This window comes from Hansschlegelia sp., from assembly GCF_035538955.1.
In the GTDB taxonomy this organism is placed as follows: Bacteria; Pseudomonadota; Alphaproteobacteria; order Rhizobiales; family Methylopilaceae; genus Methylopila.
Map to the genome: position 1 here is coordinate 1 of NZ_DATLJK010000007.1, position 22,731 is coordinate 22,731.

General features: G+C 67.9%; 27 protein-coding genes. 21 read left to right on the forward strand and 6 right to left on the reverse strand.

Annotation, left to right across the window (positions count from 1 at the left end):
- From VM780_RS03040 to VM780_RS03120, 17 genes are all read left to right on the forward strand, one after another.
- The coding region (locus VM780_RS03040; protein WP_325445004.1) for a phage major capsid protein at positions 1–388 on the forward strand (388 nt) is incomplete at its 5' end.
- Positions 389–479: 91 nt separating this feature from the next.
- On the forward strand, positions 480–770 hold the full coding sequence (locus VM780_RS03045) for a hypothetical protein (protein WP_325445006.1): 291 nt from the start codon (positions 480–482) through the stop codon (positions 768–770).
- 11 nt (positions 771–781) lie between these two features.
- A complete protein-coding gene (locus VM780_RS03050) occupies positions 782–1,396 on the forward strand; it encodes a hypothetical protein (RefSeq protein ID WP_325445008.1) in 615 nt (204 codons plus the stop codon).
- Positions 1,396–1,737 (forward strand): hypothetical protein, encoded by a 342-nt coding sequence (locus VM780_RS03055; RefSeq protein WP_325445010.1) that lies wholly within the window; start codon positions 1,396–1,398, stop codon positions 1,735–1,737. Before VM780_RS03050 ends, VM780_RS03055 begins: the two co-directional genes overlap by 1 nt.
- Positions 1,734–2,426, forward strand: coding sequence for a hypothetical protein (locus VM780_RS03060; protein ID WP_325445012.1), 693 nt, complete (start codon positions 1,734–1,736; stop codon positions 2,424–2,426). Before VM780_RS03055 ends, VM780_RS03060 begins: the two co-directional genes overlap by 4 nt.
- Positions 2,427–2,428: 2 nt before the next feature.
- On the forward strand, positions 2,429–2,842 hold the full coding sequence (locus VM780_RS03065; protein ID WP_325445014.1) for a phage tail terminator-like protein: 414 nt from the start codon (positions 2,429–2,431) through the stop codon (positions 2,840–2,842).
- A gap of 9 nt (positions 2,843–2,851) precedes the next feature.
- On the forward strand, positions 2,852–3,085 hold the full coding sequence (locus VM780_RS03070; protein WP_325445016.1) for a hypothetical protein: 234 nt from the start codon (positions 2,852–2,854) through the stop codon (positions 3,083–3,085).
- Positions 3,086–3,178: 93 nt separating this feature from the next.
- Entirely contained in the window at positions 3,179–3,667 is a 489-nt protein-coding gene (locus VM780_RS03075) for a phage tail tube protein (protein ID WP_325445018.1), read from the forward strand.
- Positions 3,668–3,712: 45 nt separating this feature from the next.
- Positions 3,713–4,147 (forward strand): hypothetical protein, encoded by a 435-nt coding sequence (locus tag VM780_RS03080; RefSeq protein ID WP_325445020.1) that lies wholly within the window; start codon positions 3,713–3,715, stop codon positions 4,145–4,147.
- A 23-nt stretch (positions 4,148–4,170) separates the two neighbouring features.
- Positions 4,171–4,530: a phage tail assembly chaperone gene (locus VM780_RS03085; RefSeq protein WP_422653642.1), complete on the forward strand. Its 360-nt coding sequence runs from the start codon at positions 4,171–4,173 to the stop codon at positions 4,528–4,530.
- A 45-nt stretch (positions 4,531–4,575) separates the two neighbouring features.
- Complete coding sequence (locus VM780_RS03090; RefSeq protein WP_325445024.1) at positions 4,576–8,850, forward strand: phage tail length tape measure family protein; 4,275 nt, start codon at positions 4,576–4,578, stop codon at positions 8,848–8,850.
- Entirely contained in the window at positions 8,850–9,569 is a 720-nt protein-coding gene (locus VM780_RS03095; protein WP_325445026.1) for a hypothetical protein, read from the forward strand. Before VM780_RS03090 ends, VM780_RS03095 begins: the two co-directional genes overlap by 1 nt.
- Positions 9,566–10,189 carry a hypothetical protein gene (locus tag VM780_RS03100; RefSeq protein WP_325445027.1) on the forward strand — a complete coding sequence of 208 codons (624 nt, stop codon included), beginning with the start codon at positions 9,566–9,568 and terminating at the stop codon, positions 10,187–10,189. Before VM780_RS03095 ends, VM780_RS03100 begins: the two co-directional genes overlap by 4 nt.
- Complete coding sequence (locus VM780_RS03105; protein ID WP_325445028.1) at positions 10,189–10,626, forward strand: DUF6950 family protein; 438 nt, start codon at positions 10,189–10,191, stop codon at positions 10,624–10,626. Before VM780_RS03100 ends, VM780_RS03105 begins: the two co-directional genes overlap by 1 nt.
- A gap of 3 nt (positions 10,627–10,629) precedes the next feature.
- Positions 10,630–12,756: a hypothetical protein gene (locus VM780_RS03110; protein WP_325445029.1), complete on the forward strand. Its 2,127-nt coding sequence runs from the start codon at positions 10,630–10,632 to the stop codon at positions 12,754–12,756.
- Positions 12,757–12,832: 76 nt separating this feature from the next.
- Positions 12,833–14,992 (forward strand): hypothetical protein, encoded by a 2,160-nt coding sequence (locus VM780_RS03115; protein ID WP_325445031.1) that lies wholly within the window; start codon positions 12,833–12,835, stop codon positions 14,990–14,992.
- Positions 14,989–15,792: a hypothetical protein gene (locus tag VM780_RS03120; protein ID WP_325445033.1), complete on the forward strand. Its 804-nt coding sequence runs from the start codon at positions 14,989–14,991 to the stop codon at positions 15,790–15,792. Before VM780_RS03115 ends, VM780_RS03120 begins: the two co-directional genes overlap by 4 nt.
- Before the next feature lie 69 nt (positions 15,793–15,861).
- On the opposite strand, the gene VM780_RS03125 is transcribed toward VM780_RS03120, so the two are convergent.
- Positions 15,862–16,197 (reverse strand): hypothetical protein, encoded by a 336-nt coding sequence (locus VM780_RS03125; RefSeq protein WP_325445035.1) that lies wholly within the window; start codon positions 16,195–16,197, stop codon positions 15,862–15,864.
- Between the two features lie 15 nt (positions 16,198–16,212).
- On the opposite strand from VM780_RS03125, the gene VM780_RS03130 reads away from it, so the two are divergent.
- The 4 genes from VM780_RS03130 to VM780_RS03145 all read left to right on the forward strand — a co-directional run bounded on the left by VM780_RS03130 (position 16,213) and on the right by VM780_RS03145 (position 19,507).
- Entirely contained in the window at positions 16,213–17,442 is a 1,230-nt protein-coding gene (locus VM780_RS03130) for an N-acetylmuramidase domain-containing protein (RefSeq protein ID WP_325445037.1), read from the forward strand.
- A gap of 1 nt (position 17,443) precedes the next feature.
- The gene (locus VM780_RS03135; RefSeq protein WP_325445039.1) at positions 17,444–17,785 is read left to right on the forward strand and encodes a hypothetical protein; all 342 of its coding nucleotides are present in this window, start codon (positions 17,444–17,446) and stop codon (positions 17,783–17,785) included.
- A 334-nt stretch (positions 17,786–18,119) separates the two neighbouring features.
- Positions 18,120–18,686 carry a hypothetical protein gene (locus tag VM780_RS03140; protein ID WP_325445041.1) on the forward strand — a complete coding sequence of 189 codons (567 nt, stop codon included), beginning with the start codon at positions 18,120–18,122 and terminating at the stop codon, positions 18,684–18,686.
- 107 nt (positions 18,687–18,793) lie between these two features.
- Positions 18,794–19,507, forward strand: a complete 714-nt coding sequence (locus tag VM780_RS03145; protein WP_325445043.1) for a hypothetical protein — start codon at positions 18,794–18,796, stop codon at positions 19,505–19,507.
- A gap of 625 nt (positions 19,508–20,132) precedes the next feature.
- Here VM780_RS03145 and VM780_RS03150 read toward each other — a convergent pair.
- The 5 genes from VM780_RS03150 to VM780_RS03170 form a co-directional block, all read right to left on the reverse strand.
- The gene (locus VM780_RS03150; RefSeq protein ID WP_325445045.1) at positions 20,133–20,306 is read right to left on the reverse strand and encodes a hypothetical protein; all 174 of its coding nucleotides are present in this window, start codon (positions 20,304–20,306) and stop codon (positions 20,133–20,135) included.
- A 395-nt stretch (positions 20,307–20,701) separates the two neighbouring features.
- A complete protein-coding gene (locus VM780_RS03155; RefSeq protein WP_325445047.1) occupies positions 20,702–20,920 on the reverse strand; it encodes a hypothetical protein in 219 nt (72 codons plus the stop codon).
- A 134-nt stretch (positions 20,921–21,054) separates the two neighbouring features.
- Complete coding sequence (locus VM780_RS03160; protein ID WP_325445049.1) at positions 21,055–21,423, reverse strand: response regulator; 369 nt, start codon at positions 21,421–21,423, stop codon at positions 21,055–21,057.
- A gap of 239 nt (positions 21,424–21,662) precedes the next feature.
- Positions 21,663–22,163 carry a DUF4142 domain-containing protein gene (locus VM780_RS03165; RefSeq protein WP_325445051.1) on the reverse strand — a complete coding sequence of 167 codons (501 nt, stop codon included), beginning with the start codon at positions 22,161–22,163 and terminating at the stop codon, positions 21,663–21,665.
- A 111-nt stretch (positions 22,164–22,274) separates the two neighbouring features.
- The coding region (locus VM780_RS03170) for a DUF892 family protein (RefSeq protein WP_325445053.1) at positions 22,275–22,731 on the reverse strand (457 nt) is incomplete at its 5' end.

The following is a 22,731-nucleotide window of genomic DNA, read 5'->3' on the forward strand; positions in this document are numbered from 1 at the left end:
CGACCTGATGTACAGCCTGCCGTCGGAGTTCGCGGCGGACGCGAAGCTTTACATCAACCGGCTGTCGATCCGTGACGTTCGCAAGCTGAAGGACAACAACGGGCAGTACCTCTGGCAGCCCGGCCTCGTCCTCGGCCAGCCGGCGACCATCAACCAGGCGCCGGTCGCTGAGATCCCGGGCATGCCGACCGTCGCCGCGGGCAACATCGTCGCGCTCTACGGCGACATGCCCCAGACCTATCTGGTGGTCGACCGGATCGGCGTGAACGTCCTGCGCGATCCGTTCACCAACAAGCCCTTCGTCCACTTCTACACGACGAAGCGCGTCGGTGGCGGCGTCTTCAATCCTGAGCCCATGAAGGCCCTCAAGGTCGCGGCGAACGCCTGAGCCTGGGGCTTACCGCGTCCACTGGGCGCGCTGGGCGGCGCGCCTCCCGCGCGCCGCTCCTCTGTTCACCTTCCAGCAGCTGGAGGCCGACATGGCCGTCACGAAGACCAAGGCGGACGAAAAGCCCGCCGGGAACGCCGGCGACGCGCCGGCAAACATCTCCGCTGCGTCCGAGTTCTCGACCTCCGGGGCGCCGCGCCAGGTGACCGAATTCGACCCCTCGCATCCGGCCGTGGACGACAACCCGCGGAAGGACACGACGCTTCTCCAGAACCGGGTCGACTTCAACGATCCGACGCTGAGCGAGCACGAGGCGGTGGCCAGGAACATGGCCGATCAGGGCTCCGGCGACATCGCCAAGGCCCCGGACGCCGGCAAGTAGGCGCAGCCGAGATGCTCACCGTCGTCACGCCTGCAGCTTCGCGGAGGCTGACGACGGTTGAGCACGTGCGCGCAGATCTCGGTCTCGACGCGGCCTCTCCGACGGCCGAGCAGATCGAGCGGTTCATCGATCAGGCGTCGGCGGCGGCGGCACGGTTCTGCCGGCGCACCTTCGCGCGCGAAACCGTCCTGCAGACCGTCCGAGGCTGCGACCTGAGGCGCGGGGTGATCCTCGAGCGCGGCCCGGTGGCGTCAATCGCCTCCGTCACATGGAACGGCGGCGCGCTCTCCCCCGCCGAGTTCGAGGTCGATCGGGGCGTGGTGCACCGCCTGAGCGCCTCCGGCGAGCGCTTCGCCTGGTGGGGCTCGTCGCTTGCGGTCCAGTATGTCGCGGGCTTCGTCCTGCCGGGTGAGAACGGGGCCGATCTGCCGGCCGATGTGGAGCGCGCGGCCATCCTGCTTGTCGGAGCGGCGTTTTCGACTCAGAGCCGCGATCCTCTCGTGAAGAGCGAGGATGTCGACGGTCTCGGATCGATCTCCTTCTGGGTTCCGGGCTCCAGGAGCATGCTGGCCTCGCCGGAGGCCGAGCAGCTGCTGAAGCCGTACCGTCTGTCGCGGGTTCGCTGATGACGCCAGCTCAGGCCCGCGCGATGTATCGCCGCCGGATCGGGGCCCATGGCGGCCTCGTCACGCTGCGACGTGGCTCGGGTGAGGGCGCTCCGGAGGTCACCTTCAAGGCTTGGATCACCGGCTACGCGGCGCAGGAGATGTTCGGTGACGTCCTGCAGGGCGACAGCAAGGTGATCCTCCTCGCCGAGGATCTCGCCGCGTTCCCGCTGCCGATCAAGACGCGGTCTACGGACGCGATCTGGTCGAACGGCCGGAAGATGACGGTTCAGGCGGTGGACGAACAGACCCGGCGCGTCGCCGGCGAGCTGATCGCCTATGAGCTCAGGGTTCGCGGGTGAGCGTCCGCACGCGGGTCGACGCGATCGACCTGGAGCTGCGCGCGATCGTGGACGAGGAGCTTTCGCCGGAGGCTCAGAGCGCGCAGGTCGCGGCGTTCGCCCGCGAACAGCTCGCGGAGGCGCAGGAGGTAAACCGCCAGGCGCTCGGCCGCGTGCCGGACCATGTGACGATCGTCGACGGCAGGCGCGACGCACCAATCGGCGCCGTGAAGCCCGACGGCGTCATCGTGTTCGCGTTCGAGCTGCTGGACGATCTGTTCTCGTGGATTGCCGAGCAGCTGGTGAAGCACGCGCCGGTGCTGACCGGAGCCTACCAGGAGAGCTTCGTGTTCCTGGCCGACGGCGTGCCGGTTCCGGCCGGAGCGATCGCGCCGGCGGCGGAGGAGTACGTGTTCCTGTCGCCGCTGCCCTACGCGCGGAAGATCGAGCGAGGCCTGTCGGCGCAGGCGCCGGACGGCGTGTTTCAGGTGGTCGCAGACCTCGCCAAGCGCCGGTTCGGCAACATGGCGCATATCCGCTTCAGTTATCGGGCGTTCGGCGGCGAGGGCTTCGTCGCGTACGCGCCCGCCCCGCGGCTCACCGCCCGAAATCGGAAAGGGCAGTTCGCTTCCGACGGAAGGGATCGAACGGCGCAGCGGCGCGAGCGCGACCTGCGGCGGCCCGCGATCGTCATCGTTCCGCGAGGCTGACCATGGCCCATGCGAGCGTGATCGCCGCCGTTCAGACGCGGCTCGAAACCTATTGGCAGGGCAAGGCCGGCCGGCCGCTCATCCTCGAGCCGAACAAGGACGGCGATGCGCCGGGAGACGGCGCGCCCTGGATGCGTTTGCAGTTCCCGGCCGCGAGCGAGCGCCGGCCCATCGTCAACCGCCGGCTCTACCGCGAGGAGGGCGGCTTCCGGATCGTCATCGCCGTCGAGATCGGCGAGGGGCTCGTTAAGGCCCCCGCCTGGGCGGCGGCGATGAAGGATCTGTTCCGGGACCGCAAGTTCTCCGGCGTCCGCACCTTCGCGCCCGGCGACATCTATGTCGGCGACGAGAATGACGAGGGCAATTACTTCGTGACCGCCCTCGTCGTGCCCTACGCGTACACCTTCATCGGCTGAGGAAGACAGATGGCCCGCTACACCAACACCACGAACCATCCACTCGACTTCATCGTCGGCGGCACGCCCGCAAAGCCCGCGCTCGCCTCTTTCAAGCCCGGCGAGACCAAGGACGCCGAGCTCAATGTCGATCATCCGGCCGTGAAGGGCGCGTTGCAGACCGGCGCGCTGCTTGCGGCCGACGCGACCGCGCGTCGAGCGGCCAAAAAAGCCGTCGAGAGCGAGGCTCCAGCAGCTTCCTGACGGCACCGTCGTCAGGCGCCCGACCCGACCCTTGGGCAAGGTCGTCCGCCAGCGCCGTGATGGCGTCGGCCGTCCCTCAGATGGAGCCCGCAGATGAGCGGTGATCTCGTTACTGCGACCGACGCCCGAATCTACATCGGGCCGGTCGTTTCTCCCGACACGGAGACGTCGTCCGAGTTCGCGGCGCTCACCTATGCCGAGATCGACATGGTCGAGGACATGGGCGAGTTCGGCGACGAGGAGGAGATCGTCACCGGCAAGACCCTGAAGGACGGCCGCGTCCGTAAGGCGAAGGGCGCGGCCGACGCCGGCATGCTGGCGCTGGTGTGCTTCCACGACCCGCTCGACGCCGGCCAGGCGGCGCTGATCGCCGCCTCGAAGACGAAGAAGAACTTCGCCTTCAAGATCGTCCTGCCCGACGCCCCCGACGACACCTATTCGAACACTACGATCTACTTCCGCGCGCTCGTGTCGTCGCGTCGGCTGCGCGTCGGTCAGAACGACAACCTCATTCGCCGGACCTACTCGCTCGCCATTAACTCCGCGCTCGCGGAGGCGCTGGCGGCGCTCTTGACCCCCTGATCGCGGTCCGCATGGGGCGGGCCGCTTTAATCGAAGGCTGAAGACATGAAGCTGTCCGCCCTCAAGATCGACGCCGAGAAGCTCGAGCAGGGCGCCTGGGTCGGGGACATCCCCGAGCTCGAAGGCGTCCGGTTCAAGGTCCGCGGCCTCGGCAACACCGACTACAAGCGCCTGCAGAACCGCCTGATCATGGCGATCCCGCGCAAGAACCGGCGCAACGGCCTGAGCGTCGAGGATCAGACCCGGATCGAGAGCCGGTGCGTGGTCGACACGATCCTGCTCGACTGGGACGGCCTGGAGGACGATGACGGCCGGGCGACGCCCTTCAGCAAGGAGCTCGCCGCCGATCTGCTCGCCGATCCGGACATGGCGCGGCTGCGCGAGGGCATCCTCTACGCGGCGGCGATCGTGGCCGAGCAGGACGCTGAGGACGAAGAGGCCGTTGAGGGAAACTCCGCGACTGCCTCCGCTGGCAGCTGAAATGGGGCGGCGAGCAGAAGGCGATCGCCAAGCTTGAAAGGAAGGGCCGGCCGCTTCCAGCCGACTACCTCGACAAGCCTGAGCTGTGGGAGGAGTCCTCGTTCTTCTTCGAGGCCTTCTTCCGGCTCAGCGGCGGCCGGCCGATGGGGATGGACGAGGGCGCTATCCCCTTCGAGGCGATCGAGCGGTTCGCCGCTCGCGCGGGTATCGTGGAGGTTGAGGAGTTCGACAGGTTCGAGCGCCTCATTCGGTCGATGGACGATGAATACCGCGCCCGGCGCCGGCCCAAGGGCAAGGGCGAGGCCGGCAATACGGTTTCGATGAAGGACGGCGGCGGCGTGCTGGCGCTGCTGCAGAGGATCGCCGGGAAGGCGGAGGGGTGACTCTCCCGCCGTTCCAGTGCGTGAGATCACCATAGGGCGTTTGACATGGCGACACTCACGGCGATCCGTGAGCTGACGGTGCGCGGCCGCTCGGTCGGGCTCGACAAGCTCCGGTCCGACCTTGCGGCTGTCAAGGCGGAGCATCTTGGGCTGGCGCAGGCAGCCGGCCGGGCTGGGTCCGCGACCGATGCCGCGAGCCGACAGCAGGATGCGGCGCAGACCCGCTGGGCGAAGCAGCAGTCGCGCGTCGACGCGGTCGCCAAGGCCTATCTGCGGTTCGAGCAGGATCTGCAGCGTGCAGTCCGGGCGATCGACAACGGTACGATCTCGGCCGACGCCGCCGCGCGTGAGATCGAACGCATGCAGCGCGCGCTCGAGGCGGCCGGCGCGGTCAACCTGCCGGCGCTCGATCAATCCGGGCTGCACGCCTCCCTTGGCGTCATGGTGGACGATGTGCGCGGCGCGGCTCGCGAGAGCGCCGCGGCGTTTGAGGCCGAGTTCGCCCGCCTGGACGACATCGCGCGTCAGCGTGCAGAGGCGTCGGGCCGGGCGTTCCGGGAGGCGTTCGAGCGATCGGTCGGGATCGGCGCGCCATCGGCCGTGTCGGGCGGAGCAACCTATTCGGCGTTGGAGGAACAGGCCCGGCGACAGGAGGAGATCGAGCAGGCGCGGCTCGCGCAGGCGGCGGCCGGCGCGCAGCAGGGGATCAACGACTCGTTCGGCATCGGCCGCGCGGCGCCTTCGGCGCGCGCTTCCGCCGAGGTGTTCGAGCAGGCGGCCGGCGCCGAAGAGGAGATGGCCGCAAAGGCGGCAGCGCTGCGGGCGCAGATTGACCCGCTGACCGCCGCCACGAACCGGCTCAATGCAGAGCTCGACGAATACCGGGCGATGGCGGCGGCCGGCGCGATCTCCTCTGCAGAGTTCGAGGCAGCCGCTGGCCTTGCCCAGCGCCGTTTCGGTATGACCGCGAAGGCGATCGAGGCGTCCGGCAAGGTGGCCGGCTTCACCGGCTTTCAGCTGCAGAACCTGGGCTTCCAGCTCAACGACGCCGCCACCATGGCGTTGTCGGGCGCTTCGGCCTTCCAGATTCTCGCGACGCAGGGCGGCCAGGTCTGGCAGGTCCTCGCCATGGCTGAGGGCGGAGCGGCGGCCGGGCTGAAGTCGCTTGGGGCGACCTTGCTCGGCTTCGTGACGCCGATGGGCGTGGCCATCGCGCTGATCATGGCGCTGGTGGTCGCGGTCGCGGCCGCGACGGTGTCGTTCCGCAGCGCGCAGCGCGAGGCGCGGTCGACCGCTGACGGTTTTGGCCGCTTCGCGCAGATGTCGGGTGAGCAACTGCTCTCGCTCGCCGACAGCGCCGCACAGGCGAACGGGTTGACGCGGGGCGTCGCGCGCGAACTCGCCAACGCTTACGCGAACACCGGGAAGATCGGCGGCGAAGCGCTGTCGGGTCTCATCGGGATTACGAAGGACTATGCCGCAACCACGGGGCAGGGGCTCGACGCCGCGCGCGACGATCTCGCCCGACTGTTTTCGGATCCCGCCAAAGGCGCGCAGGAGCTCACCGACAAGCTCGGCGCCTTCGACGACCGGACGCTGCGCCTGATCTCGACGCTTTCCGCTGCGGGAGAGCGCACAAGGGCGCAGCAGGTCATGCTCGATGCGCTGGAGGATTCGCTCGTCAAGTCGTCCGAGCGAGTGACAGGGCTTGCTCGCGCCTGGGACCTGCTGAAGAACGCGATCAGCGGCGTCTATGACGCGCTCGGCAGGTTTGGCTCGAGCTTCGTCGACAGCTTCACGGGCGCGAAGACGGCGGAGCAGGAACTGCGCGAGATCCAGGAGGCGCAGGCGCAGCGCCGCGGAATCCTTGAGGGGCCGAGCGGCTCCTCCTACGGCCCCGACAGCTATCTGCGGCGGGACTACGAGAACGCCGATCGCCGCGAGCGCGAGCTTCGCGAGCAGATGGATCGAGAGCGGAGGATGCGCGCGCAGGCGGATGCGAACCGGCGGGGCACCGAAGCCGGAGAGACGGCTCGCTCGCTGCTGCCGGAGAGCGGCCGGCTCGACGATCTGCGCGCCAGGCAGAAGCAGCTGACGGACGCCCTCAACGATCCCGATGTCGCGAAGGGCGCGGCCGACATAGATCAGTGGCGCGCGGCGCTCGACCGGGTGAACGCCGCGATCGACAGCTATCTCGGGCCGGCCGAGAAGGCGCGGCGGCTGCGCGAGCTCGACCTTCGGGCGATCGAGGCGCGGACGCCGGCGCAGCGCGCCGAGATCGAGGCCGAGCGCGCCCGCGTGGAAGCCGCCGGAGACGTCGAGCGCTCTCTCTATGCAGAGGCTGAGGCCAAAGCGGCCGCGGCGCGCGTCTATGCGGAGAGCAATCGTGCCATTCAGGAGGCGGAGCTCGAGCGTGCGGTGTCCTCCGACGAGCGGCGCGCCTCGGCCGCGTTCGAGCTTCAGTCGATCGGTCGCACCGCGCAGGAGACCGACCGGCTTCGCTTCGTGATGGAGCAGACCAACCAGCTGCGCCGCGAAGCCTATCAGCTCACCGGCGATCGGCACGCGTTCGACGACCGGATCGCGGCGATTGAGGAAGAGGCCGACGCGCTCGCGAAGCTCGCGCAGGCGCAGCGCCAGGCGTCGCTCGCGCAAAAGCTCGCGGACGATCGCCGGCGCAGCTTCATGTCCGAGGGTGAGGCCAGCATCGATCGCCAACTGACGGACGCAGGGCTGCTGCTGAACGGGCAACCGACCGAGGCCGGGCGCGAGCTCGTCGACTACAAGGGCGCGCGCGTCGCGGCGGCAGAGGCCTACGCCGACGTCATGCGGATCAACGACGCGTTGAAGGAGGTCAAGGAGACCGGCCGCGGCGCTTGGGACGCGATCGGTGAAGGCCTGTCGAGCGGGCAGGGCCTCGGCAAGTCGCTCGCGGCAGGCGGACGGAAGCTGTTGTCGGATCTGGGCAAGAAGAGCTGGGACAATCTCTACGACAACGCCTGGTCCATGGCCGGGGAGGCGTTCCCGGAGCTGAAGAGCCTCGGGCTCGGCGGCAAGCCGGACGGCTCGGCGGCGCGCCCCTTCCATGTGGTGATGGGCGCAGGCGGCGGCATCTCGGACGTAATCGCGAAGGGTCTCGGCGCCGGCGGCGACGTCACGCGCGCGCCTCTGGGACCGATCGCAAACGACAACGCCGCGAATGCCCGCGTCGCCCAGGCCTTCGGCGTCTTCAATCCGAACGCGGCCGCGCAGGCGATCAAGGACATCGAATCGTCCGGCGGGAACTACGGCGCGCTCGGCCCGCTCACGCGGACCGGCGACCGCGCCTATGGCGCCTACCAGATCATGGGGGCGAACATCGGTCCGTGGTCGGAACGCTACCTCGGCAGGCGGCTCACGCCGCAGGCCTTCCTTGCGGACCGCGAGGCGCAGGATTCGATTTTCCAGGGCGAGTTCGGGCGGCTTTCGGCCAAATACGGGCCGGAAGGCGCGTCCCGGGCGTGGTTCGCCGGCGAGGGCGGCATGTGGAAGCCTGGCGCGACGGACGTCGTCGGAACGAGCGTCGGCGGCTACGGCTCCCGGTTCGGGCAGCTTTATGGCCAGTATGCAGGCGCTGGCTCGGCGGCTTTCGGTCCGCAGTTCGCTCCGGTCCCGGCAGCGCCGCAGCTCACGGCGGCGACAGAGTCTCTGTCGACGTTCACGCAGAACGCGCAGCAGGCGACCGCCGGGCTTGGCGGACTAGGCCAGACCGCGACCGGCCTCGGCGGCGTCTTCCAGACCTTGCTCGGCGGTCTCGGCGGCGCCCCGAGCGCGGGAGGGACGGGGGTCGGCCTCGGCGCGTTCGGCTCGATCCTCGGCATCGGCCTCAAACTCTTCGGCTTCGATGACGGCGGCTACACCGGCGCCGCCGGACGCGGCCAGGTGGCCGGCGTGGTTCATGGGCAGGAGTTCGTCGTGAACGCGGCGGCGACGTCGCAGCACCGCGGTCTGCTCGAGGCTATCAATGACGGCCGCCTGCCGGGCTTCGCCGAGGGCGGCTATGTCGGCAACGACAACTATCCGGCCGCCGGCAACGACAATGGCTGGTCGCGCGTTCGCGCCATCCCGGCGCCGCCTCCGCCGCCGCAAGGTTTTGGCGGCGGCGAGCTGACGATCCGGGTCGAGACGAACGACAAGGCGTTCAGCGCCAAGATCGCTAAGACCTCGCTGCCGATCGCGCGGCGGGAGAGCGCCCATTCCGGGGCGCAGGCGGTGGACGTCACGCGCAAGAACTACGGCGCGATCCGCGCCCGCGAACAGCGCCACGGGCACACCAACTGATGCTGCCGTCGAGCTACTACCCGATCGACCTGTTCGATTGCGAGAAGATGGACTGGCAGGTGGTGGGCGGCGCGGTCGAGGGCGCGCGCTCGCTCGCCGCTGACACGCCGGATCGCCTGCCGCTCGGCCGCGGCGGCCTGTGGAAGTGCGAGATGTCGAGCGTCTTTCTTGAGACGCCGGAGGAGTATTCGGCCTGGCGCGCGATCCGGGCGAGCCTGCGCAACGGCGTCGGCCGGATCGTTGTTCCGATGCTGCGGCGGCCATGGTTCGCGCAGCCGGGCCCGTCGGCCCCCGTCCCGCACAGCGACGACAGCACGTTCGACGACGGCTCTGGCTATATGGGGCTGGCGATCGCGGCCGAGCTCGTCGCCCACGCCGCGCACGCCGCCACTACGATCCGCGCGAAGGTGGCGGGCGCCGAGCCATTCATCGGGGCGGAGCCCTTCACGATCGTTCACCCGAACGCCCGCGAGCGGCTCTATGAGGTCTCGGGGATCACCGAGGCGACGCCGATCGATGGCGGCTTCGTCTACAGCCTGGAGATCAACCCGCCGCTGCGCGAGGCCGCTGTGGGCGGGACGGTCATCGACTTCGACACGCCGCGCTGCGCCATGCGGCTGACGGACTCGAACGGCATGAACTACGAGGAGGAGATCGTCTCCTTTCCCTCGGTCTCCTTCATCGAGGATCTGCGCGCGCTGATGGGCGACGACGCGTGAGACTGCCGCCCGATCCTCCCGTTGATTACGGGCTGGAGCGCGCCGGCGGCATGGATGCGTTGATGCGCGTGCGCTGGGCGGACGGGTCGCTGTCGCGGCTCACGACGTCGCTGATCGGCGTCGAGATCCCGGCCGACCATATCGAGGACGAGCCGAACGCCTTCTATGACGGCTTCCCGGGCATCGCCACGCTGCCCGCGCTGAAGCAGGTGATCAACGGGCTGTCCGACAGCGTTGAGTTCGGCCTGCCGGGCATCTCCGGCGCGATCGCGCAGATGTTCGACCTCGAGGCCGACCTTGCCGAAGGGGCTGAGTTCTGCGTCGGCAAGGTCTTCTATGACGAGGCGCTGCAGCTGATCGGCGCCGCCCGTTGGGTGTGGATCGGGCAGGGCGGCGTGTTCGGGCTCAACCGCTCCGGCGGCGCGATGCGCGACGGCATGCTCTCCGACGCGAGCTACGCGGTGAGCCTCGAAGTCGGCACGGAGCAGATCATCCGTGCCGGCGCGCAGCTGCAGTCCTGGTCGGACGCGCAGATCCGCCAGCTGCATCCCGACGACGCCATCGGCGAACGCACCAGCCTGCTTACGCAGGGCGGTCGGAAGACCTGGCCTAAGTTCTGATGACCCCGGATCGCGCCGACCGCCTCGCCCTCTATCTGGACGAGGCGGAGGCAGACGCGCGCTTTTGGGAGCGCAGCCACTGTCTCCTGTTCCTCGCACGCTGGGCGGCGCTCGAGCGGCCGGCCTTCGATCTCGCCCGCTATCTCGGCCGCTGCGCCGGTCCGGTCTCCGCGGCGCGCATCCTCAAGGCTGAGGGCGGCGTGGACGCCTTCGTAAGCCACGAGGCGGCGCGGAACGGGCTCTCGCCAATCGAGCCGGCCGCGGCCGCGCTCGGCGACATCGGCCTGATCCGCGTACCGCGCGGAAAGAAGCCCGGGCATCTCACCTTCGGGTGCATCCGGACCGGTCAGAGCTGGGCGGTACGCGCCGCCGACGGCCTGGTGCGTCTGCATGTCGAGAGGATCCGCGTGCAGCCTCATCTCGTATGGAAAGTCTGAGGCATGCCGGCGGCGATCGGGGCGGCGATCTTTGCGCTTGGCGGCACGGCCGGCGTCGCCGCCGGCGCGACGGCGATCGCGGGCACGACGGCTGCGGCGCTGGTCGGCAGCGCGGTGCTCACCGGCGGCCTTCTCGGCGCGCAGCTGCTGCTTGCGCCCAAGCCCGACATTCCGAAGCCGCAGGACGGCTCGATCGTCCTCAAGCAGAGCATCCCGCCGGCGATCTACGCCTACGGCCGCTGCCGCAACGCGGGAGCCTATCTCGCCTATGAGCTGAAGGGCTCGACGTCCTACGACGTGATCGCCTTCCACCAGGGCCGGATCGACGGCTACGAGAACTGGTATCTGCACGACGACCTGGTCGAGTTCGAGACCGGCGACGACGGCTGGGTGAAGGGGCAGGCCGACGGCAAATACGGCGGCAACGACGCCAACGAGCGCGAGATCCGCATCTACTGGCGCAAGGGCGAGACGCCCGAGACGGCCTACGCGGAGATGATCGAGGCGTTCCCGGACAAGTGGGGGCCGAACTGCCGCGGCGACGGCATCGCGACTGCAGAGCTCATCTGCATGATGCCGAGTACGAAATACTATCCGAAGCGCTATCCGTTCGGGCTGCCGCAGCTTTCCGTCGTCGGCAGATGGCAGCTCTGCTGGGACCCGCGCGACGCCGCGCAGAGCTCCGACGACGACAGCACCTGGACCTGGACGACAAACCCGGTCCGGCAGCTGCTGCACTTCTACTGCCAATGCCCGGCCGGCTATCGCCGCAAGGTCGAGCGCGTCTATGAGCCGGTGAAGGACTATTGGCTCGCCGCGATGGACCTTTGCGACGATCCCGTGCAGCGCGCCGACGGCACCTTCGAGCCGCGCTACGCGGCCGGCGGACGCTTCGACAGCGAGACCCCGCGCAAGTCGGTGGTGGAGGCGCTGCTCAGATCGTTCGACGGCTGGATCGCCGAGCGCGGCGACGGCGCGATCGTCATCTATGGCGGCTGGCACTACGGCGCGCCCTCCGTCGTCGTCGAAGACCTGCACATCTACGACATCCGCCTCAAGAAGGGGCGGCTCGCCGACGAGCGGATCACCAAGCTCACCCTCAAGGTCTCGTCACCGGACCACGGCTACAACGACGTCGATCTCGACCCGTGGGTGAACCAGGCGGAGATCGACGCCGGCGCGCAGGTGATCGCCCGGCCCGCACAGGCGGAATGGTGCCAGAGCTGGACGCAGATGCGCCGGCTCGGGAAAATCGAGTTCGAGAAGGCGCGCTGCAAACTGCGCGGCACGCTGCGCCTCAACCAGTTCGGCGAGAATTTGCGCGGCCGGCGCTTCTTCACGCTCAATTCGCGCGAGCAGATGTCGACCCGCATGGTGCTGTGCGAGGTGCTCGACTTCCACGACAACAGCTTTGGGGACGGCTCCTACGAGATCGAGTTCCAGTCGTTCGATCCTGAGGCCCGCTACGGCTGGAACCCGGCGACGGATGAAGGCCGCCGTCCTGCGGTGCCGGCGAAGACCGGCGACGACGAACTGCCGATCCCGCCGCTGCCGACTCTGCAGGTGATCCGGCAGGCGGTCTCTGGCGGCGGTACGATCGCGGTCATCTCGGCCACGAGCCCGCCGGTCGAGGGTTGGTCTGATCTGACGCTCGAGGGGCACTATCGCCAGGGCACGGCGGGCTCCTGGCAGCCCATGACGCCGTCGGACGATGGCGACCTGCAGGTGTTCTCCGGCCCCGTCACGGACGGCAGCTATCAGGTCCAGACCCGCTATGTCGGCGGCGGCGGCGGTTCGGGCGACTACTCGGTCACGGCGACGATCACCGTCATCGGCGACGACGCCGCGCCGGCGGCGCCAGAGATCTTCGTGACGGTCTCGACCGGCGTGTCGTTCGCCGCCACGGCCTCGAACAGCGCAAACGTCCGGACGATCGAGGTGCGGCGGGGGACCACGGCGCAGCCCTTTGTGGATGCGAGCGTGATCCGCACGCTGAACGTCAGCCCGAACCAGACGATCAGCGGCGCAGACGACCCGGGTCCGGGGGCGTGGCGGTACTGGGCCGAGAACGCGAACGCATCCGGCGTGCCCTCAGGCGCGCCGGACCACATGGACGTGACGGTCGTCTAGCCCGTCTCCCGAGCCGCAGAGCCTTTCCAAGCCGCCCGGCGCTCCCGAGGCGGCCTTTTCATGTGCGGAGCGCTGAATGGCGACCCTCGACGACTTCGCTGCGGCCATCAAGCGGGCGTATCGCGACTACGTCTCCCAGAACATCCCCGCCACAGGCGCGAACAAGCCAGCAAAGCTGGACCTGCGACTGGCTCTCGGGGAGACGCTGGTCGGCATCCTGCAGGACATCATCAACCTCGGCATTCAGGGAGATGCGATCACCGCGTGCGCTTGGCCTGAGCTCACCACCAGTCCCGGGGTCCGCGCGGGGCAGAAGGGCGAGGTCATTGGCGCGGCGGAGGACGCCGAGCACGTCGATCCGATCACCGGCGCGATAGTGCCGGACAACGGAACCTATGCGTGGTCGGAAGAGCCCCCCGGCTGGCGCCGCATCTCCGACTTCGTCGGGCTGACGCCTGCCCAGGTCGCCGGTCTCACAACGCTCCAGGCACAGGTGGCGGATTTGGCCCCCCAGGTCGCGGAACTCGACGCCAGCGCCGAGGCGCTCGCGAGCGACTTCGCTGCTCTGGCGCCCAAAGCGGAGAAGGCGATAGCGTCGACCTTCGGCGACGACGGGTTGAAGGCGCTTGTCGGCGGCTACGAGGGATGGCCGCTGCTCGAGGTCGGACCTGACGCGAAAGGCGATCTGCGGCCGGTCGCAGGCGTCGATCCGGATGGCCGGCAGTGGCGGGCCGTCAGGGGCAGGTGGCTTCCCGCCGGGGCTTCGTTCACGGACCACTATCCCCTGATCGGAGAGTGGCGGGCGCTCGAGCTCGACGTCGCCGGCCGCGTCATCGCCGGCGTCGACCTGAACGACGTCGTCTACAAGACCTCCCCGGAAGGCGCGTTCGAACAGCAATCTACAGTCGCGGGCCGGATCACGCCGGCCGTCTATCAGCAGGTGGACGCGCCACCGACGTCATGGCTCAACGATCCGTCCGTCGACGTTATCCTGCTTGTCTACGGACAGAGCTACGCGCTCGGCACGACCGACGACTATGCCGGCTCGACGCCGTACAACACGACGCCGCGGCACCCGAAGCTCTACATGCCGGGCGGGGCCGCCGCCCTATTCCCGAACGGGCGATCATTCTCGGGCTATCAGCCGCTGATCGAGCAGAAGTTCGCTGATGAGCGGAGCGTCACCGTCGAGACGCTCTGCTCCGAATGTGGCGGCTACATCCTGGACCAGCTCGACGCCCGCTTCGGAGCCGGAAACACGCCGCGCCTGATCATGGGCGTGCATGGCGAGATCGCGCGCGGCTGGCCCTACTTCATGCCCGGCTCGGTCAACTGGAACGCCTTCATGGCGCTCGTTGACAACTGTGTCGCGGCCTCTGCGGCCGAGGGCCGGCGGGCGATCGTGGGCGCGGTGATCTTTGACCAGGGGCAGAACGACAGCGCGGAGGACATCCGGCGCTGGGCGCGCACGCAGCGGACCATGGGGCTGCGTGAAGCGATCGAGCGAGGGGTGCGTGAGCGGACCGGTCAGTCCGAGCGTGTGCCGTTGATCGAGATCGATCCCTGCCGCGGCTTCTACTCCGAACAGTGGCGCGCGCCGGAGATTGCGCTCGCGGCGGCGGACGCCGCTCGGCAGTCGCCGGGGCTTCATGTCTATGTCGGCGCCGCGTACCAGCACCAGCATTCCGCGACCGACGGCACCCATCCGACCGTCCAGGGGCACCGGACGCGCGGCGCCGCCATCGGCCGGGCTATCCTCGAGGGCGTGTTTGGCGGCGGCTGGATCGCGCTGCAGCCGAAGCGATGGTTCATGCGCTCGGCGACCGTGGCGCGGGTTGTTGTCGGCGGCCTCGACTGGGGTCAGACGCTCGCGATTGAACCGCCGGGGGTCATCATCGCCGATGATGTCGCCAATCCGCTCGGAGCGGGGAAGGGGTTCGTCGCTCGCGACGCCGCCGGCGTCGAAAGCGCGACCGATCTCGTCATCACCAGCGTGGCGCTTGCCGGCACGTCGACGCCCGACACGATCAAGGCGGGCGCGCCGGTTGACCAGATCGACATCACCTTCGCCGCCGCGCCCGGCCCGGGACTGCAGATCATTTGCGCCGGCCGCCGACAGGCAGGTGGTCATCACGCCGGCCGCGCCCGCTCCGCCTTTCGCGACGACACCAGCCTGACGATCGCCGGCGTCGCTGATCCCATTCGCAACTTCCTCTCGCCTTGGGAGCTGACATGAACACCCGCGTCACCGTCAGGAACGACATCGTCGAGTCCGACGCGCCGATCGTCGTGTTGCCGAGCGCGACCGAGCTCGAATTGTCTGCTGATGCGAGCCTCCGGACATGGCTTCATGCCGAGGCCGGCTTCGTGTCCTCCAAGCTGCGATGGCTGAACCGGAAGAACCCCGACGAGGCGTGGGTCCCGGCGCACGTCGGCACGCCGAACTTCCCGACGCGGGTCGCCGCGGGCAGCCGGAAGGCGATCAAGTCCAGCGCCTCTGGCGCGCCCGGGACCCTGAGCGGGCCGGTCGGCGCGCCGCACTGGTCGAACGCCGGCAAGTGGACCTGCGCATGGATCGGCGACATGGGGACCGGAGCCGTCACCCAGGCTGTGGTAGGCGCCCGCAAGGCCGGCGGCGCGCAGATCCAGGTCCGTCCGGCGAACCGTGGCCTGCGCGTCTACTCGGCTGCGACGGCGCGGCTGACGACCGCGGACAATGTGCTGCCCGCGGCAGGCTTCTACTTCGCCATGATCTGCTGGAACGGCCCCTCGGGCGCCAATGGCCGGCTTCGGGCGCTGATCGCAAACGTCCAGGTCGGCGTCGACGTCACGACCGGCATCGACGCTTTCGCCGACACGGATCTGACGGTGTTTGGGCAGTACGAGCCGAGCACCAATCTCGACCTCTTCCCCGGCGTCGACATGCAGCTTCAGGATCTGTGGTGGTTCACCGACGACCTGAGCGACGCGGCGGCCGCGGCCACCCGGGCGAAGCTCGTCGCTTATGTGGGAGAGAAGAACCCGGGGCTGGTGTGAGCCCGCACGTCATGAACCGCTGACACCCGCACCGCCTTCGGGCGCCTTTTCATGCCTTCAGTCCAGCGCTCACCGCTGACGTGCAAGTTCGGTGATCCGGGCCTGAAGATCCTGCTTGATCAACTCGGCCGGACCGCTGTCGAGATTCATCTCGAGGAACGCTGCCTCAAGCTCACGTAACGCGTCCACGGCTCCGTCCGGATCGTCTTCGAACCCGGCCAGATAGGCGTCCATCGCGGTCTGCGCCCGCGCCGCCGCATCTGTGTCGCTCATCCCCGAAGCGACGGCGAAGGCCACCAGACAGTCGGTCATTGGTGTCATCCACTGATTGTCCATCGACAATTTGGATTTGGCAAATTCCACGGATTCACGACCCAGCCCGGCCCGCGCGCCGGGCTCTTTCATGTCCGGAGCATACCCATGGAATGGAACGGCTTCGTCGGCGCGGCCGTGCGCCTGGACGACATCGATCTGCCGCGCGAGGGCGCGGCGATCGGCGTGGGCGAAGACATCCTTCACGCCTTCATCGATTGCGAGAGCCGCGGCAAGGGCTTCGACGCCAAGGGCCGTCCGCTCATCCTGTTCGAGCCGCACGTCTTCTATCGCGAGCTCGGCAAGGGCGCGAAGCGCGACCGGGCCGTAAGGGAGGGGCTGGCCTACGCCGCATGGGGGGAGAAGCCCTATCCGAAGGATAGCTATCCACGCCTGACGAAGGCGATCGCGATCGATGAGACCGCGGCCCTGATGGCGTGCTCGTGGGGCATGTTCCAGGTCATGGGCGCGAATTACGCCATGATCGGCTTCCGCACCATTCAGGACATGGTCAAGGCCATGATGGCGGATGAGGAGAACCACCTCCGCGCCTGCATCGACTTCCTGAAGGCGTCGGGCATCGCCGACGATCTGCGCCAGCTGGACGCGACGCTAAAGGGCCGGCCTGTCACGGCGGCCGAGTGTGCGCCGATCGTGCGGGTCTACAACGGGCCCGGCTACGCGAAGAACGGCTACCACACCAAGTTCGCGAACAGCCTGAACCGCTGGCGGAAGATCCCCGACACGCCTTTGACGCCCGCCGCGCCCGTCGCGCTCGTCGAGACCGTCGACGAGACTTCGCCGGCCGTCGATCTCGACCCTGACCAGGTGAGGGCGCTGCAGACCAACCTGCGCGCCCTCGGCTATGCCGAGGCCGGCATTCCGAACGGCGTGTTCGGGCCGAAGACGGCCGCTGCCGTCGCCGCCTTCCAGAAGCAGGAAGACCTGCCGGTCAGCGGCGGCGCGGACGCCGCAACGCTTCAGCGGCTCGCCATCGCCAGGCCCCGGCCAGTGTCCGACGACCGCGCCAGCCTCAGCACGGCGGACATCCGGGCGACTTTGGCTCCGGTCCAGCAGTCGTTCCACGCCAAGGTGTGGGCGGGCGTCACCGCCGCCGGCGGCGCGGCGCTGACGACGGTTCAGGGCGCCGCGTCGTTCTTCGGAGAGGCGCGCGAGAAGCTCGCCCCGGTTCAGGAGTTCTTCCACGACATCCCGCCGGTGGTCTGGTTCAGCGGCGTGACGGCGATCGCGCTGATGCTTTGGCACCTTTCGCGCAAGTCGGAAGCCGGACAGGTCGCGCAGGTCCGCTCAGGCGAGACCGCCGGGCCGGCAACCTGACATGCCCATCGTCGGCGCCATCGTCAGCTGGGTTCTGGGCTCGCGTGCGGCGCTCACTGTGCTTGCGATCATGGGCGCGCTCGTCGTCGGCTGGTGGTCCGGCCGGAACAGCGAAGCGCACAAGAACGAGCTCGCCCACGAGCGCTTCCTGACCGCCAAGGCCGAGACCGACCGCAACGCCGCGCAGTCCGCTCTTGAGCAGGAGCGCGCCGCCGCCGCCCGGCAGGAAGCCGAGCGACTGAGCCTCGAAAAGCAGGTGAGGGATTATGCCACGAAGCTTCCTAAAGGCGCTTGCGTGCTTGACGCTGACGGGGCTCGCCGGCTGCGCCAGCTCGGGCGCTAGCCCGAAGGACCTCGCCCGCGAGCTCCCCGCGCCGCCCGCCTATCTGGCGCCGGTGCCGCTGCCGGAGCCGAGGGCGGGACAACCGGTCGAGATCGTCGCTGCGGAGAACCGCTCGGCGGCGATCCAGGCCAACAGCCGGCTCCGGGACGGCCGCGCGTGGTTCGATTGCCTACGCGCGCAGTATGCGTCCGGGAAGGTGAAGCCGGCCGCGTGCCGATGGAAGAGCACGGCGTAGCGTGGCGCAGGCCAGCGCGCGTTCTGGATGCACCACTAGGCGATGACGATCATTCGACCTGCGGAGGAGGAGTCTTTGCCGGAGCGCATCGCGAACGAGTTGAGTAAGTTGCTTATGAGCATGGACAAGGCGAACCCGACGCCCACGCTGCCGTTCTGGCGGCAGTACGGGACAGTGATCCTCGGGGCGGTGCTGGCGTTCATGACCGCGCTCACCTCGCTGCAGCTCGGCTGGAGCCGGGAGGATCAGCGCACGGCCGCAGCCGAACAGAGGGCGGCCCAGAAGGAGCTGGCGGCGCGCCTCGACAGCATGCAGGCGACGATCTCGACGAACGCCGTCGGGGTCGATCGCAACGCCCGGGACGTCTCGAACGTCACCGGCCAGGTCGGGCAACTCACGCAGCGGTTGGACGCCGGCCAGACGCAGCGGATCGACAACGACCGCATCTTCGACGGCAAGCTCGCGGCGGTTCAGCAGCAGGTCGCGGTGCTCGGCACCAAGGTGGACATCCTGCTTCGGAAGGTCGAGGAGGCCCGCCGCGACGGCGCCGCCCCTTTCGGCGAAAATCAGATCTGGCCGTACCCGGTGCCGGAGCCACCGTTCGTCCTAATAGCCCGGATCGGCTGCCGAGGCTGGAGCCCCGTCGTTGAGGCTAAAGCAGGGTAGAACCTCGGCCCGAATGTGCCCGACGATGGCCGCCGTGCGGCACCCGCCGATTTCTCACCACGGCGGCCGGCTCGTCGGGGCGACCCTCACGAACGGAGCCTCGCACGTTGACCGCGACCAACATGCTTTCGGACCCCACCACCGTCATTCTATGGTCCGATACGCTGATGTATGGGGCTGTGGACCGCAGGGTCGTCGACTTCGCGCCAAAGCAGCGCGTGAACGAAGGCGCCCGCTGGGCGCTCATGGCGTCCGGCCCGCGGCCTATCTACGAGACTCTGGACGAGCTTACGTGCGGCTCCCTCGATCAGGCGAGGCAGAGGCTTCCGGAGGCGCTACGGGAAATCGTCGCGGCGGCGGGGCGGATGAAGGCATTCCGCTCCTGTCCGCATGCGGGCTTCTACTTCGGCGGCTGGTCGGACCACCTAGGGCGCTTCGCCACTTTCGCTGTCCGAAGCGCTGACGAGAGCCTCGGCCCCGGCACGCGAGCCTATAAACCGATCGAGTGCAACTTCTTTACGGCGCCGCGGGTCTTCGTCAGCGGCGAAGAGATCAGCTTCGACCTTGAGACGGTCAACCGAGCAATAGCCAGCCTTGGCGCTCTCGAGTTCTGCCGGCGCGTGATCCAGAACCAGCGTTCAGGCCTTGGACGTGCTGCTGCCGAAAACTCCGACGGGCGGCCGGCGATGGTTGGCGGCCATTGCGACTGCACCATCGTCGCCGCCGAGGGCGTCCGGACGGTGACGCTTATCGAGTGGCCCGACAGGACCGGCGATGTTCAGGCCGATCTTCGGGAGACGCATTCGCTTCCCTTCGATTAACCACTGTCTCGGGGCTACATGATCGCGGGGCGGGCGGCTGGGTTGGGCTTGAGCTAGTTGAGCTTCCAGAGCTGCGTCAGATGCCAAGGTTCGCCCGAAGTGCCACCTCCGCTGACACAGCGGCTTTTTGCCGGACGGCCTGACCGGATAACGGGCCTCTGGGTGACGAGGAGGGCGCTGCCTCTCAACTCTGTGAACCAATCCCTTTCTGGAGCGTATTTCCCGCGGAGGGCGGCGAAATGCGAACCGAGCTTTTCTTGGCGGACATTGGACGACTGATCTGCGATGGCGCGGATCTGGGATTTGTTGAGTACTCTGTGACGGTTAGTCGAATTACGCCGACAGCGTCTTCAACGGGAGGCGGGTGGATCACGGGAAGCGAGGCGACGCTCGCGGCATGCGGAGGGTCTCAGACCGCGGAGATCGCCAGCCGGCATTTCGGACGAATCATGGTGCAGGTCCACCAGGTTGATGAAAGGCGCGCCCGCTTTGAGATTGTGGATGCGTCGGTTGTGCTCGGCATAGATCCGCTCGAGTCCCCCGGCCTCGTAGGGCCGACCGATCAGCCGTCAGCTACGCCAGGATCCACAGGGGCGACGGCTGAGCTCGGCTGGGGTAGAGGGCGCTACTGAGTGTCGCCTCCCCCGGATTGGAGCACGCCATTCACGGCGTTCTCGAGCTGCTCAACGAGGTCGGCGAGGCTCTGCGGGAGCGGCCTTCGTGTGATCCCTTCGAACTGGTCCTTCAGCAGGGCGCCGATCGTCATCAGGGAGTCGTAGTCGATTTTTGGGTCGGGCATTGGCATTCCGATAGGCATGTACGGAGTAAGGCGCCGAGCTGGTGTTTGTTCCGGGCGCATTGCCGCCAATCCCATTCAGCCAGTCGGCGCCTCCGCCATCCGCTTTAGAGCTTGGAACGTCAATTCAAGCGTGTCCTCTTGGGATACGAGCGCGGCGCTTGAAGCTGGATCCGCTGAGATAGAGTAGCGAATTGAATAACTGCGTCACCTCCTGGTTTGATTCTCTCGGCGTCGCAAAACAACTTCATGCGAGCGCGGGGCTGGATACTCGCGGGGCAACCTACCATCGCTAAGGTGTGAAACCGCCAAAACTGTGAGCAACCTCGGGGAGAGAGCCGCTAGCTGTCATCCGCTAAACTGAGAGTGCGTCTCGATCGTCACGCCGCTCTGGCAACTCACATTTCCAGCAAGCGATCCGTTACTGCCTGCAAGTAGCTGAGATGTCCCAAAACTGTGACCGAGAACCCGTCGGTGGAGTGACGGATACATCGCCGCTTGGTTAGACGATCGAGCAAGGCTGCATCGCCGATCTCGGAGCCGCGATCCGCCAAGAGCAGCCGGATAGCTGCGGCCTCGTTATCATCCAGGGCCGCCGGTGTCGCGCGCTGAAGCATTGCGGGATGGTGTCCCAACAGAGCGTGGTGGTCCAGTACTACTTGCTTCTCCCCTCTGATGTGGCGAAAGCGCTGCGGCGGCCGCTGCCAGATGATGGGCCGGCGATTGAGCCCCCACTCACTGACACCAGCGACTAGGCGTCCGGGAATAGCTTTCTCGCCACGACAGACGGGTCGACCGGCTTCTGGCAGCGAGGGTAATTCGCGTAGTGCTCCGGCAGGGACCTCCCGTCGTAGCCCGTCACGAACACAAAAGGGACGTCTCGCTCGACGAGAACCGCTGCGACGGGCAGCGAGCACTGGCCTTGCAAATCAAGGTCCAGGACAGCGCCGTCGAGAGCTTCCGTCCTGGCGATCTGCAGCGCGGGCTGAAGCCGGGCGACCGGCCCCGCAATCTCAGCGCCTACGCCCCTAAAATAGTCCACCAGCACGCGCACGAGAAAATAGTCGTCTTCGACGAACAGAACGCGGCGGCCCCTGAGGGTTAGGGGCGCAGAGGTCACGGGTCCTGCCGTCCGACGTTTTCCATGGGCAGTTCGATGAGGCAGCGCACGCCGTCCTCCCTCAGTTCGAAGCTTGTCCGGGCGCCGAGCGCGCAGCGCAGGGCGTCCTCGATAAGCTCGCGCCCGTAACCCTTCCGCCCCCTGTTTTGATCCGCTCACATTCCGGTTCTGTTTCGCGCCGCTCTTGAGGCCGCGCTGTCTGAGAATCCAAGTTCCTGTTCCATCCTCCGGCCAGCCGCTCAGCCGATCCGCTTCAGCGTTTGCAGCATTCCGAGGTGAGTATGGATGGACGGCGCCGCCACGATCGAGGCGCCCCGAGCGACAGGATCCAAACCAGAATTCGCATAGCTCGTGTGCAGGGCCAGAAGCTCGCGGTGTCCCATAATCTGCCCTTGGACATAGAGCGCGTCGAACTCCGAGGCTGGAGCGTTCTCGAGCTCCTGCAACAGGGCGGCGTGCTTGGCAGTCAATCCAGCTGTGCCGGACCGGGCGCCGAAGGCCAGGGCCACGGCTGCCTGCTCCTCGATCTCCAGTTTGGCGAAGGCGCGCACCGGCGAACTGCGGGCTCGGCTGAGCGCAAGCTTGCTCGTCATGGTAGCGAAGTCGCCGCCCGCCAGGATCGGCAGTTTCATGCTGTCGATTGCAGCCGGGCCGACGGCTGTACGGGCCGAGGCGGTGCCGAAGGTGAGTGGCGCAAGGGCCGCCGCCGTGGCGGTGATCAAAGCATGTCGTCTGTTCATAGAGCTCTCCTGCTGATGCAGCCGACGGGAAGGGTTGCTGCCGGCCCTTGAGCGGCTGAGCAGCCCCTACTGATCAACCGCACTCCGGCTTGTGAGATGGTCGGCGCAGATTTAACGGTCGGCTTTTTCGCCCTGCGACGACAGCGTCAGGTATTTGGTGGTGATCGCCGGCACGCGCTGCTCGAGCCAGGCCGCCATGGCGAGTTCCTCGTCGAGGCTGTTCTGGAGCAACGGAACCGCCGAGCCGAACGCGCCGGCCTCGGCGATCGTGATCAGCGAGCGATAGCTCGCCGCCTCGAAATTCTCGAAGGCGAAGTTCGCAAACGTGTTCTTCAGGATCTCGTCGCCCGCGACGGCGTGGCCGAGCGCGGCCAGATTGCCGGTGAACGACAGCGCGGCGTCCTTGAGGGCGGAGTGGCTTTCGTCGAGCGAACCGAGAATCTGCTCGAGCCGCCCGATCTGCTGCTCGGTCTCGCCGCGGTGACGACGCAGCTGCTCGGCGACCTCATCATAGTTCCTCAGCCGGTCAAGCTGGCGGTCGATGAGCGACAGCGCCTGGTTCTCGACG

Coding starts and splice junctions, on each gene's coding strand:
- VM780_RS03045 (WP_325445006.1), top strand. CDS start 480: ATGGCCGTCACGAAGACCAAGGCGGACGAAAAGCCCGCCGGGAACGCC.
- VM780_RS03050 (WP_325445008.1), top strand. CDS start 782: ATGCTCACCGTCGTCACGCCTGCAGCTTCGCGGAGGCTGACGACGGTT.
- VM780_RS03055 (WP_325445010.1), top strand. CDS start 1,396: ATGACGCCAGCTCAGGCCCGCGCGATGTATCGCCGCCGGATCGGGGCC.
- VM780_RS03065 (WP_325445014.1), top strand. CDS start 2,429: ATGGCCCATGCGAGCGTGATCGCCGCCGTTCAGACGCGGCTCGAAACC.
- VM780_RS03070 (WP_325445016.1), top strand. CDS start 2,852: ATGGCCCGCTACACCAACACCACGAACCATCCACTCGACTTCATCGTC.
- VM780_RS03075 (WP_325445018.1), top strand. CDS start 3,179: ATGAGCGGTGATCTCGTTACTGCGACCGACGCCCGAATCTACATCGGG.
- VM780_RS03080 (WP_325445020.1), top strand. CDS start 3,713: ATGAAGCTGTCCGCCCTCAAGATCGACGCCGAGAAGCTCGAGCAGGGC.
- VM780_RS03090 (WP_325445024.1), top strand. CDS start 4,576: ATGGCGACACTCACGGCGATCCGTGAGCTGACGGTGCGCGGCCGCTCG.
- VM780_RS03095 (WP_325445026.1), top strand. CDS start 8,850: ATGCTGCCGTCGAGCTACTACCCGATCGACCTGTTCGATTGCGAGAAG.
- VM780_RS03105 (WP_325445028.1), top strand. CDS start 10,189: ATGACCCCGGATCGCGCCGACCGCCTCGCCCTCTATCTGGACGAGGCG.
- VM780_RS03110 (WP_325445029.1), top strand. CDS start 10,630: ATGCCGGCGGCGATCGGGGCGGCGATCTTTGCGCTTGGCGGCACGGCC.
- VM780_RS03115 (WP_325445031.1), top strand. CDS start 12,833: ATGGCGACCCTCGACGACTTCGCTGCGGCCATCAAGCGGGCGTATCGC.
- VM780_RS03120 (WP_325445033.1), top strand. CDS start 14,989: ATGAACACCCGCGTCACCGTCAGGAACGACATCGTCGAGTCCGACGCG.
- VM780_RS03125 (WP_325445035.1), bottom strand. CDS start 16,197: ATGAAAGAGCCCGGCGCGCGGGCCGGGCTGGGTCGTGAATCCGTGGAA.
- VM780_RS03130 (WP_325445037.1), top strand. CDS start 16,213: ATGGAATGGAACGGCTTCGTCGGCGCGGCCGTGCGCCTGGACGACATC.
- VM780_RS03135 (WP_325445039.1), top strand. CDS start 17,444: ATGCCCATCGTCGGCGCCATCGTCAGCTGGGTTCTGGGCTCGCGTGCG.
- VM780_RS03150 (WP_325445045.1), bottom strand. CDS start 20,306: ATGCCCGACCCAAAAATCGACTACGACTCCCTGATGACGATCGGCGCC.
- VM780_RS03155 (WP_325445047.1), bottom strand. CDS start 20,920: ATGCTTCAGCGCGCGACACCGGCGGCCCTGGATGATAACGAGGCCGCA.
- VM780_RS03165 (WP_325445051.1), bottom strand. CDS start 22,163: ATGAACAGACGACATGCTTTGATCACCGCCACGGCGGCGGCCCTTGCG.